General features: G+C 67.1%; 16 protein-coding genes. 10 read left to right on the top strand and 6 right to left on the bottom strand.

The features are described from left to right. Nucleotides 1-7 precede the first annotated feature (7 nt). Nucleotides 8-514, top strand: coding sequence for a hypothetical protein (locus AB839_RS09075; protein ID WP_061479089.1), 507 nt, complete (start codon nucleotides 8-10; stop codon nucleotides 512-514). A gap of 169 nt (nucleotides 515-683) precedes the next feature. On the opposite strand, the gene ptsJ is transcribed toward AB839_RS09075, so the two are convergent. After that, nucleotides 684-1970 carry a transcriptional regulator PtsJ gene (gene ptsJ, locus AB839_RS09070; RefSeq protein WP_061479088.1) on the bottom strand — a complete coding sequence of 429 codons (1287 nt, stop codon included), beginning with the start codon at nucleotides 1968-1970 and terminating at the stop codon, nucleotides 684-686. A 76-nt stretch (nucleotides 1971-2046) separates the two neighbouring features. Between ptsJ and AB839_RS09065 the strand changes: the two genes are divergently transcribed. The 9 genes from AB839_RS09065 (at nucleotide 2047) to AB839_RS09025 (ending at nucleotide 9933) form a co-directional block, all read left to right on the top strand. Beyond that, on the top strand, nucleotides 2047-2820 hold the full coding sequence (locus AB839_RS09065; protein ID WP_061479087.1) for a YggS family pyridoxal phosphate-dependent enzyme: 774 nt from the start codon (nucleotides 2047-2049) through the stop codon (nucleotides 2818-2820). Next, entirely contained in the window at nucleotides 2817-3518 is a 702-nt protein-coding gene (locus tag AB839_RS09060; RefSeq protein ID WP_061479086.1) for a glutamine amidotransferase, read from the top strand. The genes AB839_RS09065 and AB839_RS09060 overlap by 4 nt, the downstream gene beginning before the upstream one ends. Then, nucleotides 3515-3739 (top strand): hypothetical protein, encoded by a 225-nt coding sequence (locus tag AB839_RS09055; protein WP_061479085.1) that lies wholly within the window; start codon nucleotides 3515-3517, stop codon nucleotides 3737-3739. Before AB839_RS09060 ends, AB839_RS09055 begins: the two co-directional genes overlap by 4 nt. Nucleotides 3740-3837: 98 nt before the next feature. Beyond that, entirely contained in the window at nucleotides 3838-4344 is a 507-nt protein-coding gene (locus AB839_RS09050; RefSeq protein ID WP_061479084.1) for a hypothetical protein, read from the top strand. A 127-nt stretch (nucleotides 4345-4471) separates the two neighbouring features. Next, the gene (locus AB839_RS09045) at nucleotides 4472-4981 is read left to right on the top strand and encodes an RNA polymerase sigma factor (protein ID WP_061479083.1); all 510 of its coding nucleotides are present in this window, start codon (nucleotides 4472-4474) and stop codon (nucleotides 4979-4981) included. Further along, a complete protein-coding gene (locus AB839_RS09040; protein WP_061479082.1) occupies nucleotides 4978-5904 on the top strand; it encodes a FecR domain-containing protein in 927 nt (308 codons plus the stop codon). The genes AB839_RS09045 and AB839_RS09040 overlap by 4 nt, the downstream gene beginning before the upstream one ends. 64 nt (nucleotides 5905-5968) lie before the next feature. Then, nucleotides 5969-8440: a TonB-dependent receptor gene (locus tag AB839_RS09035; protein ID WP_061479081.1), complete on the top strand. Its 2472-nt coding sequence runs from the start codon at nucleotides 5969-5971 to the stop codon at nucleotides 8438-8440. Beyond that, entirely contained in the window at nucleotides 8427-9227 is an 801-nt protein-coding gene (locus AB839_RS09030; protein WP_061479080.1) for a ChaN family lipoprotein, read from the top strand. The genes AB839_RS09035 and AB839_RS09030 overlap by 14 nt, the downstream gene beginning before the upstream one ends. Next, nucleotides 9220-9933, top strand: a complete 714-nt coding sequence (locus tag AB839_RS09025; protein ID WP_061479079.1) for an energy transducer TonB — start codon at nucleotides 9220-9222, stop codon at nucleotides 9931-9933. Before AB839_RS09030 ends, AB839_RS09025 begins: the two co-directional genes overlap by 8 nt. A 216-nt stretch (nucleotides 9934-10149) precedes the next feature. On the opposite strand, the gene AB839_RS09020 is transcribed toward AB839_RS09025, so the two are convergent. The 5 genes from AB839_RS09020 to dsbG form a co-directional block, all read right to left on the bottom strand. Continuing rightward, nucleotides 10150-11052: a cation diffusion facilitator family transporter gene (locus tag AB839_RS09020; protein WP_061479078.1), complete on the bottom strand. Its 903-nt coding sequence runs from the start codon at nucleotides 11050-11052 to the stop codon at nucleotides 10150-10152. A gap of 28 nt (nucleotides 11053-11080) precedes the next feature. Next, nucleotides 11081-13369 carry an Orn/Lys/Arg decarboxylase N-terminal domain-containing protein gene (locus AB839_RS09015; protein ID WP_061479077.1) on the bottom strand — a complete coding sequence of 763 codons (2289 nt, stop codon included), beginning with the start codon at nucleotides 13367-13369 and terminating at the stop codon, nucleotides 11081-11083. A 20-nt stretch (nucleotides 13370-13389) separates the two neighbouring features. Continuing rightward, the gene (gene adiC / locus AB839_RS09010) at nucleotides 13390-14742 is read right to left on the bottom strand and encodes an arginine/agmatine antiporter (RefSeq protein WP_061479076.1); all 1353 of its coding nucleotides are present in this window, start codon (nucleotides 14740-14742) and stop codon (nucleotides 13390-13392) included. A gap of 76 nt (nucleotides 14743-14818) precedes the next feature. Next, the gene (locus tag AB839_RS09005) at nucleotides 14819-16249 is read right to left on the bottom strand and encodes a DcaP family trimeric outer membrane transporter (RefSeq protein ID WP_061479075.1); all 1431 of its coding nucleotides are present in this window, start codon (nucleotides 16247-16249) and stop codon (nucleotides 14819-14821) included. A 513-nt stretch (nucleotides 16250-16762) separates the two neighbouring features. Next, on the bottom strand, nucleotides 16763-17605 hold the full coding sequence (dsbG, locus tag AB839_RS09000) for a thiol:disulfide interchange protein DsbG (protein WP_061479074.1): 843 nt from the start codon (nucleotides 17603-17605) through the stop codon (nucleotides 16763-16765). Nucleotides 17606-17612 lie beyond the last annotated feature (7 nt).

The following is a 17612-nucleotide window of genomic DNA, read 5'->3' as shown; positions in this document are numbered from 1 at the left end:
CGACCCGATGCCCCGTGTGCTGCTGCTGACCACCCTGGTGGTCTCGACCCTTGCCCTGCTCGTTTCCGGCTGGACCGCCTGGAGCCTGCATCGCAGCCAATCGCCTGAGCGGATCATCGAAGCGCGCGGCCTGGTCATCCACGATGACACTGGCCAACCACGGCTGATCCTCGGCGCGCCGGTGCCGGACCCCCTCAGCAGGGGCCGCACCCAAGGACCGCGTGCAACCGCGCTGTCCGGCCTGATCCTGCTTGGCCCCGACGGTTCCGAGCGCGGCGGTTATGGCACCAGCGACCGCGGCGGCGAAGCCCTGCTCACTCTGGACGATGCCACCGGCACCACCGAAGTCTTCAAGGTCGTCGCCAACCCGGACCGTGGCGCCAGCCTGATGGTCAAGCACCAGAACAATACCGGCGCCATGCTCACCTCCTGGCAGGGCAAGCCGGAGCTGATGTTCGTCGATGACAGTGGCCAGTCCTACTACGTGCGCCCCGGCGCCAACGCCGCGCCCTGATCTGCTTCTGTAGCGTCGAGCCATGCTCGACTTTGTTTCGCCCCTGTAGCGCCGAGCCATGCTCGGCTGCCGGCCATGTAGCGTCGAGCCATGCTCTGCTGCTTCTACCAACAGCAGCCGAGCATGGCTCGGCTCTACAAGGCGAAGTAGCGTCTAGCATGGCTGGGCGCTATACCCCACACACCGCCGCCAGGTCATCGGCCAGCTGCCGCAGCTGCGCCGACCCCAGCGCCGCGCAGGTGATGCGCAGGCCATGCCCTGGTGCAGCCACCGCAAACACTTCGCCAGCACGCACATGCCATCCGCGCGCAGCCAGCGCCAGTACCTGTGGATGGCTGTCGGCCGGCAACGGCAGCCACAGGTTCAATCCCTCCATCGGCAACGGCGTCGGCACGCCACGCGCGCGCAGCAGTTCCTGTAGCGACTGCAGGCGCTGCTGGTACCGCTCGCCTGCCGAGGCGATCTTCGCCCGCTGCGGCGCCGAGGCCAGCACCGAAGTGGCGGCATCCTGCAACAGATGACTGACCCAGCCGATGCCGGACGCCAACCGCAACCGCAACCGCATCGCGGTCTCGTCATCACAGGCCAGCCAGGCAAGGCGCAGGTCGGGGCCGAGCGGCTTGGACAGCGAACGCAGCAGCGCCCAGCGCCGGCCATCCAGCGGCAGTACCGAGTGGTAGGCCTGCTGCGAGAGCAGTGCGTAGTGGTCATCGATCAGCACCGCCACCTGCGGGTAGGCCGTCAGCAGCTGGCGCAACGCCCGTGCCCGCTTCGCATCCAGGCTGGCCCCGGTCGGGTTGTGCGCACGCGGGGTCAGCAGCACCGCGCGTGCCCCGGCCTCCAGCGCCTGTCGCAGCGATTCAACCTGCATGCCATGCGCATCCACCGTCACCGGCAACGGCGCATGGCCCACGGCATTGAGCACATTGAGGCTGCCGAGGAAGCATGGATCCTCCACCGCGATGCGATCCCCCGGCAGCAGCCATGCCGCCAACAGGCGCTCGATGCCATCGACCGCGCCATGGGTCAGCTCCAGCGCGTACCCCTCGGGGCAATCCGCATCCAGCGAGGCGCGTGCCAACGCCTGCAACCTCGGGGCGACCGTGCCCACGCCATACAGCCGTGGCGCCGCCGGGGCCAGGCGCAGGCTGGGCAGCAGGCGAGGATCCGGGTTGCCACCGGCCAGGTCCTGCAGCGCCAACCCCGGCGTACTGCCCTCGCGCGCCAGCGTCGGCGGCAGGCCACGCACCACCGTGCCGCGTCGGCCCGCGGTACTGGCCAGGCCGGCCGCATCCAGTCGCTTGTAGGCAGCAGCCACGGTGTTGCGATTGACCCCCAGCTGATCGGCCAGTTCGCGCACCGGCGGCAGCACGCTGCCCGCCGGCAGGCGGCCCTTGCCGATGCCATCACGGATGCTGTCGAAGATCGACTCGGCGCTATGCCCGGTGATTTTCATTTTGTCCTATGCCAAAATAATTCTTGTCCTGTGCCAGTGTATCCCACCCTGGCCATCCTGCATTGGAGGTGCCCGCGTGCCCCTTGCCGCCGCCGACTGGCCCATCGCCCAGTCCGTTGAACAGATCGCCGCCAACCTGGTCACGGTGCGCCAACGCATCGCCGCTGCCTGCGCCCGCGTCGGCCGGGACCCGGCCAGCGTGCGCCTGCTGCCGGTCAGCAAGACCGTCGATGACGCCCGCATCCGCATGGCAGTGGCCGCCGGTTGCCGCGAGCTGGGCGAGAACAAGGTGCAGGAGGCGCAGCGCAAGGCCGAGACGATGGCCGATCTGGGCGTGCACTGGTCGGTGATCGGGCATCTGCAGACCAACAAGGCGCGCTACGTGGCGCGCTTCGCCAGCGAGTTCCAGGCGCTTGACAGCCTGCGCGTGGCCGAAGCGCTGCAGCAGCGCCTGCAGCTGGAAGACCGCACGCTCGATGTGTTCGTACAGGTCAACACCTCCGCCGAACCCAGCAAGTACGGTCTGGAACCCGCTGCCGTCGAGGCCTTTGTGCAGCAGCTTCCAGCGTTCGACCGCCTGCACGTACGCGGCCTGATGACGCTGGCCATCTTCACCCCCGAGGTCGAGCGCGTGCGTGCCTGCTTCGTGCGCCTGCGCGAACTGCGCGACCAGCTGCAGCGCACTGCACCTCCCGGCATCGACCTGTCGCAGCTGTCGATGGGCATGTCCGGTGACTTCGAAGTGGCCATCGAGGAAGGTGCCACCGTGGTCCGCGTCGGGCAGGCCATCTTCGGCGCACGCGCCACCCCGGACAGTTTCTACTGGCCCAGCAATGGAGCCCTGGCATGAAGCACGCGGTCGTCCTGCAACACGTCGCCTTTGAAGACCTCGGCACCCTGCAGCCTCTGCTGATGGCACAGGGCTGGCAGCTGCAGGTGCTGCAAGCCGGTGTCGACGCCCTCGATCCGGCCGAAGCCGCCGACCTGCTGGTGGTGCTGGGCGGTCCGGTCAGCGTCAACGACGTTGATCTCTATCCCTTCCTCGATGACAGCATCGCGCTGCTGCAATGTCGGCTGCAGCAGCAGCGGCCCACGCTGGGCATCTGCCTGGGCGCGCAGCTGATGGCGCGTGCACTCGGTGCCGACGTCGCCGCCAGTGCTGGCAAGGAGATCGGCTTTGCGCCACTGCTGCTCACCGATGACGGCCAGCGCTCGCCACTGCAGGCCCTGCAGGGCATTCCGGTACTGCATTGGCATGGCGAGGCGTTCGAACTCCCGCCGGGTGCACGCCGCCTGGCCAGCACGCCGGCCTGCCGCCACCAGGCCTTTGCCATCGGTAACCATGCGTTGGCACTGCAATGCCATCCGGAGCTGGACGCGCGCCAGTTCGAGCGCTGGCTGATCGGTCACACCCTGGAACTGGCGCAGGCCGGCATCGATCCGAACGACCTGCGCACGCAGGCGCGTCGCTATGGCGCGCCACTGGCCGCGGCCGCCACCGCGATGTTCGACCATTGGCTGCAGGACCTGCCGGAGCTACCGCGATGAACTACCGATTGCAGATTCACCGCGATGGCGCCTACTGGGGCCACTTCGACTGCAGCGGGCCTGATGCCCTGCAGCGCATGGACAGCATCGCCGCGCAGCTGCCTGCAGCCCAGGGCTTCCAGCTGAAACGGCAGAAAGGCATCAGCGAAGAGCGCATCCTGTCCAGCAATGCCGATGGCCTGCGCGTACTGGCTTCGCAGATCCTGTACCGCGACCTCTGACGATCATCACGGTAGTGCCGGCCGCTGGCCGGCACCCGACGGGGAACAGATTTGCCGGCACTACCCCCGGCTGTTCGCCCGCATGCGAGGCTTGACCCATGCTGACCCTGCAACGCGGCCGCCACCACGGACTGCTCATCGCACCGCGCTGGCCCTCCACCCGCATCCAGCTGGAAGAAGAGGTACTGCAACGCCTGCTCGACGCGCAGGCATTGCTGCCTGCCGGGCTGCGCCTGCTCGTCACGCGCGGCTTCGAACCCAGCCACAGCCGGCTCGGCAGCTTCCGTCGTGGCGTGCGTTGGCTCGGCATCGCAGTGTTCCGCGCCTGCTATCCGCAGCGCCATGATGAAGTCGATGCCATCTTCGGCGCCAACGGCCACGACATCGATGGCCGTCATATCGATGTCTCAGTGGTACTGCACGGCAAGCGGCTACGGCTGCTGCCACTGGGCGTGTTCACCCCGCCGCGCTGGCAGCATCGTCGCACCGCCCGCCATGCCGAAGCGATCGCCCGGGTGAAGCGCAGCCTCCAGCACTGCGGTTTCGAGCTGCATCGCAACCCCACCGAAGCCCTGCAGATCCACTGCGATTATCGTCCGCGCTGACCTCGCAGTCGGCCATGCATGCCGCGCCTTGCGCTCATGGATGCAAATGATTCTCTTTTGCTGTAAGGTGCAGCCGCTGCCCTTGCCGCCGCGGGCTGTTTTCCCTTTCCCAGTTGTCGCCCGCCCCGTGTCCACGCCTGTCGAACCGACGGATGTCGCGCAGCTGTGCGCGGCCCACTACCGGCCGCTGCACGCCCATGTCCGCCGTAAACTCCCGCAACGCAGCGACGCCGATGACGTCGTCCAGGAAACCTGGCTGCGCGTCGTCAGAATCGCCGCCAGTGGCCTGCTGAGCAATGGCCGCGCCTACCTGTACCGCGTCGCCCACAACCTGATCGCCGATCATTACCGGCAACGCCAACGCCGGCGCGAAGACGCTCTGGATGACGCGCAGCTGCTCGCCATCGCTGATCCTTCGCCCCTTCCGGAGCAGCGCCTGCTCGATGCCGAACAGCTGCGCCACCTCGACGCGGTCATTGCCGCCTTGCCGCCCCGGTCGCGCCAGGTGTTCCTGCTGGCACGGGTGGAGCAGATGGCACTGGTAGAGATCGGCCGACAGCTGGGGATCAGCCGGCAGACCGCGCACGGCCATCTGCTGCGTGCGCTGGTCGCGCTGCAGCAGGTACCCGGCGCATGAGCCAGGAGGCGATCGCGCGCGAGGCCGCACGCTGGTGGCTGGACGGCCGCGACGGCGGCCGTGACGAGCGTGCGTTCAGCCAGTGGTACCACGCCGATGCGCGCCACGCCGCGCAGTACCAGCACCTGCAGGCGCTCTGGCTGGCCGGTGATGCAACACCCAGCCTGCAGCGGCACCAGCTCCGGCGGCAGCGCCGGCGCCTGCGCGACGCCGGTACGGCCGTGCTGCTGCTCTGTGCGTTCGGCCTGTATACCCACCAAGCCGCGCCACCGGCCGCGCAGACGATGCGGACGGCGGCAGGCGAGATCCGCGAAGAAGTACTGCCGGATGGCTCGCGCGTACTGCTCTCGCCCGGCAGCGAAGTCCATGTCCGCATCGATGCACAGCGCCGACAGCTGCAGCTGGAGCGCGGCCAGGCCTGGTTCCAGGTCAGCGCCGACGCTGCGCGACCGTTCCAGGTGCATACCCCGCACGGTACCGTCACCGCGTTGGGCACCGCGTTCGATCTGGCGGTACTGCGCGGCGACAGCGTGGTCACGGTCACCGAGCACCGCGTCAACGTGGTGTCCGGCAGCAGCACCCGCCAAGCATCCGAAGGGCAGCAGATGCGATTCGACGCGAAGGCATCCGCCACGCTGCTTCCAGCGGAGGGGGCTGCCCTGGCCTGGCGCGAGCGGCGCCTGCACTGGGTCTCCGCACCCTTGACCGAGGTCACCCAGGGCCTGGATCGCTGGCATGGCGGCCACACCTGGATCATCGGCGCACAGCTGCGCCAGCAGCCGGTCACCCTGCTCGGCAGCGCCGACGGCGCGGCGCGCAGCCGCGACCAGCTGGCCACACAGCTGCGTGTGCGCGTGCTCCGCCTGGGCGCGGGCGTGCAGGTGTGGCTGCCGCCACGCAAGGGACATCGCGATGCACCCTGACATCGGCCCTGCCGCTGCGTCTACCCAGGATGACGACGCGCTGCGTCATCCCCTGGAGCTCCCGATGCCGTTTCACCGCCCCCTTGTCCTCGCCCTGTCACTGGCCTGCGCCATTCCGCTTCCACTGTTGTCGGCCAGCGCGCACGCGCAGACCGTCACGCGCCACTTCGATCTTCCTGCACAACCGCTGGCCAGCGCGCTGGATGCGTACAGCCGGCTGACCGGTGTCGATCTGGTGATTGGGGCGGCATTGCCGAGTGGCCAGACGGCACCGGCGCTGCGCGGACAGTTCGATGATGCGCAGGCGCTGTCGCGCCTGCTGGTCGGCAGCGGCCTGCGCCCCCGCTTCATCGACACACGCCGTGCAACGCTGGAACCGGCGCCGGCCGAACCCACCGACGGCAGCCGTCGAACCGGCCCGCTGCGCGTACAGGGCGATACCGCGCACGGCCCGGCACCGGGTGCCGGCGCCAGCCAATATGTACCGGCCACCGGCGATGGCTTCGCGCCCTCCGTCGGCAGCGAACGCGTAGCCATGGCCGAGCGCCAGGACGGCAACAGCCTGCTGCGCTCGATGCCCGGCACCCACAGCTTCCATTCGCGGAGCCAGCCCGGCCTGCAGGTCAACATCCGCGGCATGACCGGCGCCGGGCGGGTCAACACCATGATCGATGGTGTCACCCAGACCTTCCGCAACAACGCGGGCCATGGCTCCGGTGGTCCGTTTGCCTACGTCGACCCGTTCCTGCTGGCCGGCGTGGACGTGCAACGCGGTGCGGTCGCCGGTGGTGATGGCGCAGGCACGCTGGCCGGCAGTGCCAATTTCCGCACACTGGATATCGATGACCTGCTCGGTGAAGACCGTGACTGGGGCCTGCGTGCAGGCTACCGCCACGGCAACAACAGCTACGGCAATGGACGCACCTTCGCCGGCGCCTGGCGCCACAGCGAGGACGGCGGTGATCGCCAGTTCGGCCTGCTGGCCGCTGCCAGCAGCAGCCGCAGCAGCGAATACGCCACCGCGCGGGGGCAGAAGAACGACGCCGACCCGGGCAGCCAGCAGCCCAGCAGCTGGCTGCTGAAAGCACGCCTGCAGCCGAGCGACCAGCATCGGCTGGACCTGAGCCACATGCATTACGAAAACGACTTCTACCACAACTACCCGTGGCAGATTTCCGCACGCAACCAGCGCGCCAGCTACCACTACACGCCCTATTCGCCGTGGATCGACCTGCGCGCGACCTTTGCCAGCAACAAGACCCGGTTGTTCTATCCGCCCGTGGAGGATTCCAGCTACATCGGTCGCCGCACCCACAGCAGCCTGAGCAGCTGGACCCTCGACAACACCAGCCGCTTCGATATCGGCGCGCTGCAGGCCCGCTGGAACACCGGCATCAAGCACCAGTCGGATATCCATGTGGCCGACACCCCCACCCTGCGCGGCGCCAACCCGCAGGGCCGCAGCCAGCTGGACAGCGTGTTCAGCACGCTGGAACTGCAGTACGACGTCTACGCGCTGACCGCAGGCCTGCGCCAGGACCGCTTCGGCATCCGTGGCCACATCCCGGTGTGCTCGGATGTCCCCGGCCAGTGCGCGGAGATCAATGGCGGCGGCATCGACGTGCGCCGCACCCAGCACGCGCTCAGCCCCCGCCTGGCGGTTTCATGGCAGGCCACCGACTGGCTGCAACTTTTCGCTGAAGTCTCGCGCACCTCGCGGCCGCCACGCGTCCAGGAGATGTTCTTCGAGAAGATCCCACTGGAAGGCATCAGCGATGCCGATGGCGTCGGCGCCAACCCATTCCTGCGCCGTGAGCGCTCGCGCAACCTGCAGTTCGGCGCCAACCTCAGCACCGACTCGCTGCTGGTCGACGGTGACCTGGCCCAGCTGCGGGTCACCCGCTTCGACAACCGCATCCGCGACTACATCAAGCCGCAATACCTGCTGATCGTGCATCCACCGGAAGTGGAGCCAGTCGTGGTACCGATCGACAGCGATCCGCAGCTCACTGCCTGGACCGACGCACTGGACGTGGACGACTTCAGTACCACCACGCGCTGGATGAACCACCCGGGCGTGGTGCGCATGCGCGGTATCGAGCTGGAAGCGCACTACGCCAGCGCGCACTACCACGCGACGCTGAGCTGGACCCGCTCGCACACCAGCGCGCCCGCCATCGAATTCGTCAACCTGGAAGACATCACCGCCCTGCCCGACCGCTACTGGACGCTGGACGTGGGCGGCCGCTGGTGGCAGCAGCGCGTGCAGGCCGGACTGCGTGCCGAGTACTCCGGGCCCACCGAGGAAGGCTACGACTTCTTCCAGACCCGCAAGACCGGTGGCACCGGTGTACTCCTCGACTTCTACGCCAGCTTCAAGCCCCAGCCCAACACCACCCTGTGGCTGAACATCGAAAACCTGCAGAACAAAGCCTATGACAACAATGCCTCGATCGACAGCATCTTCAGCCCGATCCTGGACCGCGGCAACGGCCGTGGCCGCACCGTCTCGATGGGCGTCAATGTGGCGTTCTAGCCGTCGCTGGCTGCCGCTCTGCCTGCTTGCGCTGGCCGCAATGGTCAGCGCGCAGCCGATGCCCGGCACGGTGATCGACCTGGCCAGTGGCCAGCCCCTGGACGAAGCCGCATTCGTGAAGCGCGCAGCGAATGCCCCGCGAGTGCTGCTGGGCGAACGCCACGATCTGGCCGGTGACCACACCGCCCAGCGCTGGCTGCTGCACGCGCTGCAGCAGCAGCGTCCACAAGGCGCGCTGGTGCTGGAGATGATTGCCAGCGAACGCCAGCCGCGCCTGCAGCGGGTGCAACGCTGGCTGGCCAACGGCAACCATGCCGACGGAGCGCGCCTGCAGGAGCTGCTGGGCTGGGATACACGCTGGCCGTGGGTGGCCTATGGCGGGCTGGTACAGGACGCCACCGCTACCGGCATTCCCCTGCTCGGCGGCAACCTGTCGCGTGCCGAGGTCAATGCGTTGCTCGCTTCCGACAGGTCGGTACGGTTCCCGATGCCCACCGCCCGGCACCGCCTGTCGGCCGTGGTGCTGGCCCAGCATGCGGACGCAGCACCGATGCTGGAAGGGATGCTGGCCGTGCAACAGGCCCGCGACACGCGCATGGCACAGGTAATGACCGAGGCACCGGCACCTTCGCTGCTGTTGGCCGGTCGCTGGCATGTACTGCGCGGTACCGGCGTGCCGGGCTACCTGCCAGCGGACACACCGGCGCTGGTGATCGCACTGGCCTCGCCCGGTGAATCCGTCGAGGCGGCCGACGCCGACCTGCTATGGGTGCTGGACGATGAGTGAGCGCGGCCAACACTGGCAGGCGATCGCCATCAGCATCGGGCTTCACCTGTTGCCCCTGCTGCTGTTGGTGCACTGGGTGGCCGCGCCGCCATTGCCGCCGCCGCCGGAGAAGGACGTGCGTATCAGCCTGCGCCTGCTGGCACCGGCAACGCCGCCGCAGCCACTGGAAGAACGCCAGGCCGACACCCCCAGCCAGGCGCAGCAGGCCCGCGCATCCCAACCCACGAAGTCGCCCCCTCCACCGAAACCCACCGCCGCACGCGAGGGCGAGGTAGCCGCCAGCGAACGCGGTGGCGCTGGCCGGCAAGCCCTGCCGCTCGCCCCGCCTGCGGCCGCGACCGATGCAAGTCCCGCACCGGCATCGGTCACGGCCGCGCCGCCCGCTCCCGACGCCCCACCGGCGGACTTCCAGGCCGGCGCCGCCAGCGACCAGTGGGAAGCCCGCCTGATGGCGCGGCTGGAGCGCTATCGCTACTACCCTGCTGCGGCCCGCGCACGGCGCCAGCAGGGCACTGCCTGGGTCAGGGCCAGCATCAATCGCGAGGGACGCCTGCTGACCCTGCGCTTGGAGCAGTCCAGTGGCCAACCGATGCTTGACGGCGCCGCACTGCAGACCTTCCGCCGCGCGCAGCCACTACCGCCCATTCCCGATGAACTGAAGGCACCACAGGAACTGGTGGTGCCGGTGGAGTACTACCTGCGCTAGGCGTTGTGGAACTGTGCTGCAGTCTGCAACCTCAACCCAGGTTCAGGTCAAACACATCCGGCGCAACAGAGCAGTCCGCCGTGTGCAACGATCGCGGCGTGCTGTATCGCCGGGCCCATGCCCGGCTGCTCCATGCGAACGGCAGCCGAGCATGGGCTCGGCCCTACAGGGGAACAGAACCTGGCCGTGCGAGGCCCCGGCGCGAAGGAGGCAGGGCTACGTCCACGCCGGATCCGCAGTGAAATCGATGGTCAACCAGAACGTGCTACCCCGCGCATCCAGCCGCACGGCGATCTCATCGCGCATCGCATCGACCTCGCCCACCGAGCCCAATGGCGTACCGGGGTCTGCCAGCACATGGATCTCGATGAAGCGCATCCGCCCCATCTTCGCCACGTGGCTGGTGAAACCGGCATAGCCACGCTCGGACACGAACGCCTGCATCACCTGCTGCACGCGCCGGTCCAGGTCATCCGGCGCCACCTGCAGCACTTCGCGCATGGCCTTCCATGCACTGCGCGCCGGCACTGGCAGTACCGCCAGGCTGATCAACGCCAGCACGATCGAATCCAGGTACGGGACCCAGTGGTGCCACTTGCCGCCATGCAGGACCAGGGCCAGCACGAAGGCCAGCACCACCGCCAGGCTCATCAACCCACCCAGCAACCAGCCTCTTACATCCAGCCACAACAGCGCCGAGCGCAGGCGCCGCGCACGCTGCGCGACGAACGTCGCCATTGCCAGGTTGCTGGCACTCAGCAGCCCCGCCCACCACAGCGCGGGCCCGAATTTCACCTCGTGCCCGCCCGTGGTCAAGCCAATGACCGCGTTGGCCAGCGCATACACGCAGGCCAGCGACAGGATCACCCCGCCGAGTGCCTCGACCATCGGCTCCAGGTGCCAATAGCCGTACTGGAAGCGCGGGCTCTGCTCCCGCGCCACCAGCCGCAGTACCGACAACGACACCAGGGTCAAGGCAACGTCGACCAGGCTGTACACGCCGTCGAACAGGATGGCCTGCGATCCCACCAGCAGGCCACCGATGAAGCCGACCGCGCTCACCGCGATGGTCACCCCGATGGAGAACTTCAGGATGCGTTGCTCGCGCGCGGTATCCATCGCTCGCCGAAGGGCCGACCGTCGCCGGTCAGGCCTTCAGCACCTCCACCTTGTACGAGGTCACATCGCCATCGTGCTCGATGATGAGCCCGTGCACATCCGACTCGAAGCCCGGGAAGCGCGCATTCTGTTCACGGGCAATACGCAGAGACTGGATGATCGGTTCGTCGCTGTCGCCGAATCGCTCGCCCGGCATGATGGTCGGAATGCCCGGCGGATACGGCACCAGCATGGTCGCCGCGACGCGACCACTGAGCTGCTCGATGTCGACCCGCTCGATCTCGCCCTTCACCAGGTGGTTGTAGGCATCGGCCGGGGTCATAACCGGCGTCGGCAGATCCACGTACATCTCGCGCATCACCTTGGCGACCTCGAATTCCTGGTTGAACGCGTGCAGTGCATCGCACAGGTCACGCAGTCCCCAGCCGGCGTAGGCAATCGGATAGTCCGCCGCCAGCGTCGGCAATGCCTGGCTCAGCGGCGCGTTGCAGTCGTACAGCTCCTTGAAGGCCATCAGCTCGGTGACCAGCGTGCTCCACTTGCCCTTGGTGATGCCCATCGAGAACAGGAACAGTACCGAATACAGGTTGGTCTTCTCCACAGTGATGCCGCGGCCCCACAGGAACTTGCTCAGCACCGCCGCCGGAATGCCCAGCGTGCCCATGCTGCCGTCCATCGCCAGGCCCGGGGTCAGCAGGGTCACTTTGATCGGGTCGATCAGCACGTAGTCATCGACCAGATTCTCGAAGCCGTGCCAGTGCGCGTCCGGCTGCAGGTACCACTCCTCGCGCTTGGCCACCAGCGGCGCCGGCGTATCGCCCTTGTCCAGGCTGCGCTCGACCTTGGTCGGCTGCCACACACTGAACCACCAGTCGTCGCGCCCGAGGTTATCACGCACGTGCAGCATCGCGCGGCGGAAGGCGATCGCCTCGTCATGCATTTCCTGCACCAGCGAACGGCCGGCCTCGCCCTCCATCATCTTCGAGGCCACGTCACAGGCCGCGATCACCCCATAATGCGGGCTGGTCGAGGTGTGCATCATGAACGACTCGTTGAAGCGCTCGGCATCCAGGTCGCGCTGCGCCGAGTTGCGTACGTGGATCATCGACGCCTGCGAGAACGCGGCCAGCAGCTTGTGGGTGGAATGCGTGGTGAAGATGATCGCATCCTGCTCGCGCGGCTTGCCCTTGGCCATGCCGTAGTGGTTCTCATAGAACGGATGGAACGCGGCGTAGGCGTACCAGGCTTCGTCGAAGTGCAGGAAGTCGACCGCGCTGCCGATTTCGGCGGCGATCTTCTCGGCGTTGTAGCACAGGCCGTCGTAGGTCGAGTTGGTGACCACCGCGATGCGCGGTTTGGAACCGGCCTTGTAGGCCTGGCTGGCCAGCGGGTTGGCGGCGATGCGCTGCTGCAGCGACTCCGGCGTGAACTGATCCAGGCTGATCGGGCCGATGATGCCGTGTGCGTTGCGGCTTGGGGTGAAGTACACCGGCACCGCGCCGGTCATGATCAGCGCGTGCAGCAGCGACTTGTGGCAGTTGCGGTCGACGAACACCACGTCGCCGCGGGCCACCGTGCCATGCCAGACGATCTTGTTGGCGGTCGAGGTGCCATTGGTGACGAAGAAGGTATGGTCGGCACCGAAGTTGCGTGCCGCCTCCTCCTCGGCATCCTTGATCGGGCCGGTGTGATCCAGCAGTGAGCCCAGTTCCGGCACCGAGATCGACAGATCGCTGCGCAGGGTGTTCTCACCGTAGAACTGGTGGAACGCACGGCCGACCGGCGACTTGGTGAATGCCACGCCGCCTGCATGGCCCGGCGTATGCCAGGAGTAGTTCGACTCTGCCGCATGATGGATCAGCGCCTTGAAGAACGGCGGCAAGAGATTCTTCATGTAGTCTTCGGCCGCGCGCATCACCTGCCGCGAGATGAAGCTCTTGGTGTCTTCAAACAGGAAGATGAAGCCGTGGATGTACTTGAGCAGCTTGCTCGGCACCTTTTCGATGGTGCGGCGCTCGCCGTACAGGAACACCGGCAGGTTGGCGCGGCGTGCACTCTGCTCGCGCAGGAAGGCGGTGAGGCGCTGGAACTCGCCATCCACCTCTTCGCTGCCATCGATCGAGATCAGCACCGCCGAGGCCGCCACGTAGGTACGGGCGCCGGCGCGCGCATCATCCAGGTTGAGCCCGCACAGCACCCGCTGGTCGTTGCTGCGCAGCTCTTCCACCAGGGCGCGGATCAGGATGCCGCCGATGCGCGGCGACTCGTAATCGTTGTCGATGACAATGACCGGGTAGTCCAGGGACTTGAAGTACACGTTGATTCTCCTTGTCGAACTCAGGAACGCTGGGCGCGGGCGCTGATGGCCGATGCCTCGCGGGCGCGCTGCCGCTGCTGGCGGCGCTCCTCGCTGAAGAAGGGATAGAACACGGTGATGAACAGCACGAACAGGAAGGCGTACTGCACGATGGTTCCCGACGAGCCGTAGATTGCCCACAGGCAGTACACGACGGTCAGGCTGGTGAGGGTCCAGAACGCACCGGTATGGACCAGGGTGTGCGAACGCTCGACCACGAAGTAGCAGGCCACGCACGAGTAGATGTAGGGCAGCAGGGTCAGCACCACGGCCGCCGACGTGATCACGTCGAACTGGGCCGACGCGGTTTCCGAGGTAGAGGTCACCAGCACTGCCAGGGTCATCAGCACCGCCACGATCAGCACGCCCTTGACCGGCACGTCGTCCTTGTTGGTCTTGCTGAAGATGCTTGGGAACAGGCCATCATCCGAGGCCGCCTTGGCACTCTGCGCGGTCAGCAGGATCCAGCCACCCAGCGAGCCGGCGGCGCCGATGAAGGCGCACAGGCTGACCAGCGCGCCGCCCCAGCCGCCGACCGCCTTGGCCGCCGCCAGCGCGAACGGTGCGTCGGACACCTGTAGTTCCGAGTTCGGCACCATGCCCATGATCACAGAGGAGCTGGCGATGTAGGCGATGGCCGCCAGGAACACGCCGGCCAGGGTGGCGCGGGCCACGTTCTTCTCCGGGTTCTCGACCACGCCAGCCGTGACCGAAGCCGATTCGACACCGATGAAGGCCCACAGGGTCAGTGCCGCGGCACTGGAGATCGCGCCGAAGTTGGACTCACCGGACACGTTGTAGGCGCCCTTGAAGATGTCGGCATCGAAGAAGAACCAGCCGAAGATGGCGATGCCCAGGATCGGCACCAGCGCGAAACTGGTGGTGACCGTCTGCACACGGCTGACGAAGGCCGGACCGATCACGTTGGCAAAGCTCAGCGCCCACACCAGGATCAGCACCGCAATGCAGCGCACCAGCGGCTCGGACAGGATCGGGAAGAAGTAGCTGAAGTAGCCCACCGCGGCGATCGGGATGGCAACGTTGCCGATCCAGTTGGCGAACCAGTAGATGGTATTGGTCTGGAAGCCCATGTAGGGCCCGAACCAGTCACGCGCATACGCGTACGGACCGCCCGCCTTCGGCGCCAGCTTGCCCAGCTTGGCGAATACGAAGGCCAGCAACAGCGCACCGGCCGTGGTGATCAGCCAGCCCCAGATCGATGCGGTACCGATCTTGGCCAGGCTGGACGGCAACAGGAACACGCCTGAGCCCATCATGTTGCCGGCGACGAGGAAGGTGGCTCCGACCACCCCGATTTTCTTTGCTTCTGCCATGACAATCTCCGGTACTGGCATGAGCCCGGTGCGGCCGGGCGTGGGGACGGTTGCGCTGGCGTAACGCCGCTGGCGCTTACTTGATGAAGTTGTATTGCAGGCTGCCCTGCACCCGGACGGTGTCGCCGCGCGCGCCGCCCTGCTGTTCCAGGCGGCCGTACAGCAGCTCCATGCCCATCGTCCACGACGGCGCCGGGCTCCAGATCAGGTTGAACACGCCGTATCGGCTCTGCCGGAAGGCATCGGCGGCGAGTGCGGCATTCCGCTCCAGGGTCAACTGGCCGAAGATCAGGTTCGAACGCCAAAACCCGGACCAGTAATGGGTGTAGCCGACGAAGCCGCCGTGCAGGTCCAGCGCGTCGAGACGGCCATCGGCACCGACCACCGCGTCCAGCCCGGAGCCGGTCAGGTCCGCGGTGTAGCGGCTGAGGCCGCGCCCGCCGAGCGCGCCGAACAGCAACAGATCGCGCTCGCCTACCGATGCCGAGCCACTGAATTGCAGGCCGCCGGCCATGCGCCGGTCACGCTCGCCGTCACCGTCATAGGCCAGGCTGCGCGCCACCGCGCCCAGCTGGAGATGGCCCCAGTCGCGCTCCATGCGTGCGGTCACGGTCACATCCGGCAGCCGGTTCACTGCGGCCCGTTCATCACTGGCACCGGCCAGTTCGGTCCTGGGGTCTTCGGCCGCCAGCGTCAGGGTGTTGCCCTTGCCCATCGCGAAGCTGTGGTGGATGCCGGCCACCAGCAGATAGCCGGCGCCGCCGGGACCGGCGAAGTCGAGCGTGTCGGGCAGGCTGTCCGGGTCCATGAAACTGGAGTAACCGTAGCCGGCATAGGTATTGCCAAGCTGGCCATACGCGTGGCGCAGACGGAACGCGTAGCCATCACTGCTGCCGAAGAAATCATTCTCCAGGTAGAAGCGCAGGTTGCCGTGCGTGGTCGGGCGCCGCGCCTCGAAGCTGAAGCGGGTCTGTTTGGCGTGGATGTTGAAATTGGAGACATCGCGATGGCTGCCGCCCACCGGCATCGATGAGGGGATGAACTGATCCTCGTCACCGGCCGCACGCGAATCGGCAATCGCATCGAGCTTGGCATAGCCGCCAATGCGGATCACCGTGTCAGTACCTGGAATGGCAAAGAAGCCCTTCAGATCCGGGTCGGTCGGCCCAGCAGCGCTGTCGGGACGCGAGGCTGCCGTTGAGGGATCGGCCACTGATTCGCGCTGCGGCAGCACCGGTTGCGCCACACCCGGCACCTGGGTGGGATGCAGCAGGTTGGCACTGCTGCCAGGTGGTGTCACCGGCGCCGTTACCTGCGCAGCGGCCACGACAGCGCCCTCGCGTTGTTCGAGCCGATCCAGGCGCTTCTGCATGCCCTCCAGTGCCTGTCGCATGGCAGCGATTTCCTGGCGCAATGCGTGCGCATCCTCCTGGCCATTCTGCTGCGCATAGGCTGGCGTGACCACCAGCGCGGTCAGGCAGGCCAGACTCAGTACCGCAAAGCGCATTGCATCCTCCCTGGACGAACATTCGCAGCGCACTGACGGCGCGCGCGCAGGCGCAGCTCCGACATTGCGTTGCCGTTGCTGGAAATGCGGGTACTGCGTCGACGACACCGGCCAGCCTGCGCATGGCAGGCAACAGGACGATGACACTGCCCCGCCCGTACCGATATCGACGCCATCAGGGCCGCACTGCCGGAGAGGTGGCGACCGCAGCGGTCTGGGTAACAACCAGGGAGTGAGAACGTCGTGAATGGCTGTGCCGACTGCCCCGGTTCAGGGCGTGTCAGGCGCGGCATCCCTGGCGCGTTGACGCTGTATTCCATGCGTCACAGGCTAATCCGCCTGTCGTTTTTGGCCTTGATTGGAATCAAGGCGCGATGCTTGATGTCAGTCACGATTCAGACGTGACGACGAACAGGAGGTGCGCAGCCCGCATCACTCGCACAGGTGACAAAAAGCACAGGCCCGCATGCTGCCATGCGAGCCTGTGGTGTCGCATCACGGCGTGGGTGCCGGTCAGCGCGGGCCCAGCACCGTCTGCAGGTCAGCGCCCTGTGGCAGGCCGGCGCGACGCTGCACCTGGCCCTGCGCATCCTGGAACAGGATGCCCGGCGTGCCCTGGAAGCCCATTTCAATCATCAGCACCTGGTTGGCATCGAGCTTGCCGGCGATCTCGCGGCTGATGCTCGGCAGGGCCTTGATGCCACCACGGTCGAACTGGTGTTCGTTTTCCAGCAAGGCCGCACTCGGGTCACGCGCAGACAGGATGGCCGCAGCCTTGGCCGGGCTGTCCTCGCGAATCACGCCGACCATGATGTGGCGCAACTGCACCTTGCCGGCATCGACCCACGGACGCGCTGCTTCCCAGAACTTGTGGCAGTACGGGCAGTTGGCATCACTGAAGGTATAGACCACGCGCGGCGCATCGGCCTTGCCGTCACGCACCCAGGCACTGGCCTCCAGCTTGGTCCACATCCTGGCCGACATCGGTGCTGAAACCAGCTTCTCCACCGCCTCGGCGGCCACGTCGTTGCCCTCGGCATCGAACAGGCTGCCTACCAGCACATGCTTGCCGTCGGCGGTGACATAGGCTGCGGCCGGTTGCTGCCCACCCACCACGCCAGCGAATCCACGCAGGCCACCCGGTGCATCGAACTCGGCAACGACTTCAAAACCGTGCTTCTCGATGCCTTTCAGCACTGCGGGGCGCTCGCCTTTGGCCGCTGGGGCCTGAGCGCTCGCTGCCGGCGCTGCCGTTGCCTTGCCTGGCGGGGTCTGGGCCTGGCTGCAGGCGGCCAATGCCAGCATGACCGGCAGCAACAGCACCGCCGGAGCGATGCGCGGGGAAGTCGACAACATGGGAACT

It is taken from the genome of Stenotrophomonas sp. DDT-1, assembly GCF_001580555.1.
Classification (GTDB): Bacteria; Pseudomonadota; Gammaproteobacteria; order Xanthomonadales; family Xanthomonadaceae; genus Stenotrophomonas; species Stenotrophomonas sepilia.
Note: the sequence above shows the minus strand (reverse complement) of the source record. Positions and strands in the feature narration are given on the sequence as shown.

What these genes read in the sequence shown, in the direction of transcription:
- AB839_RS09075 (WP_061479089.1), top strand. Translation starts at nt 8, where the DNA reads ATGCCCCGTGTGCTGCTGCTGACCACCCTGGTGGTCTCGACCCTTGCC.
- ptsJ (WP_061479088.1), bottom strand. Translation starts at nt 1,970, where the DNA reads ATGAAAATCACCGGGCATAGCGCCGAGTCGATCTTCGACAGCATCCGT.
- AB839_RS09060 (WP_061479086.1), top strand. Translation starts at nt 2,817, where the DNA reads ATGAAGCACGCGGTCGTCCTGCAACACGTCGCCTTTGAAGACCTCGGC.
- AB839_RS09055 (WP_061479085.1), top strand. Translation starts at nt 3,515, where the DNA reads ATGAACTACCGATTGCAGATTCACCGCGATGGCGCCTACTGGGGCCAC.
- AB839_RS09050 (WP_061479084.1), top strand. Translation starts at nt 3,838, where the DNA reads ATGCTGACCCTGCAACGCGGCCGCCACCACGGACTGCTCATCGCACCG.
- AB839_RS09040 (WP_061479082.1), top strand. Translation starts at nt 4,978, where the DNA reads ATGAGCCAGGAGGCGATCGCGCGCGAGGCCGCACGCTGGTGGCTGGAC.
- AB839_RS09035 (WP_061479081.1), top strand. Translation starts at nt 5,969, where the DNA reads ATGCCGTTTCACCGCCCCCTTGTCCTCGCCCTGTCACTGGCCTGCGCC.
- AB839_RS09030 (WP_061479080.1), top strand. Translation starts at nt 8,427, where the DNA reads ATGTGGCGTTCTAGCCGTCGCTGGCTGCCGCTCTGCCTGCTTGCGCTG.
- AB839_RS09025 (WP_061479079.1), top strand. Translation starts at nt 9,220, where the DNA reads ATGAGTGAGCGCGGCCAACACTGGCAGGCGATCGCCATCAGCATCGGG.
- AB839_RS09020 (WP_061479078.1), bottom strand. Translation starts at nt 11,052, where the DNA reads ATGGATACCGCGCGCGAGCAACGCATCCTGAAGTTCTCCATCGGGGTG.
- adiC (WP_061479076.1), bottom strand. Translation starts at nt 14,742, where the DNA reads ATGGCAGAAGCAAAGAAAATCGGGGTGGTCGGAGCCACCTTCCTCGTC.
- AB839_RS09005 (WP_061479075.1), bottom strand. Translation starts at nt 16,249, where the DNA reads ATGCGCTTTGCGGTACTGAGTCTGGCCTGCCTGACCGCGCTGGTGGTC.
- dsbG (WP_061479074.1), bottom strand. Translation starts at nt 17,605, where the DNA reads ATGTTGTCGACTTCCCCGCGCATCGCTCCGGCGGTGCTGTTGCTGCCG.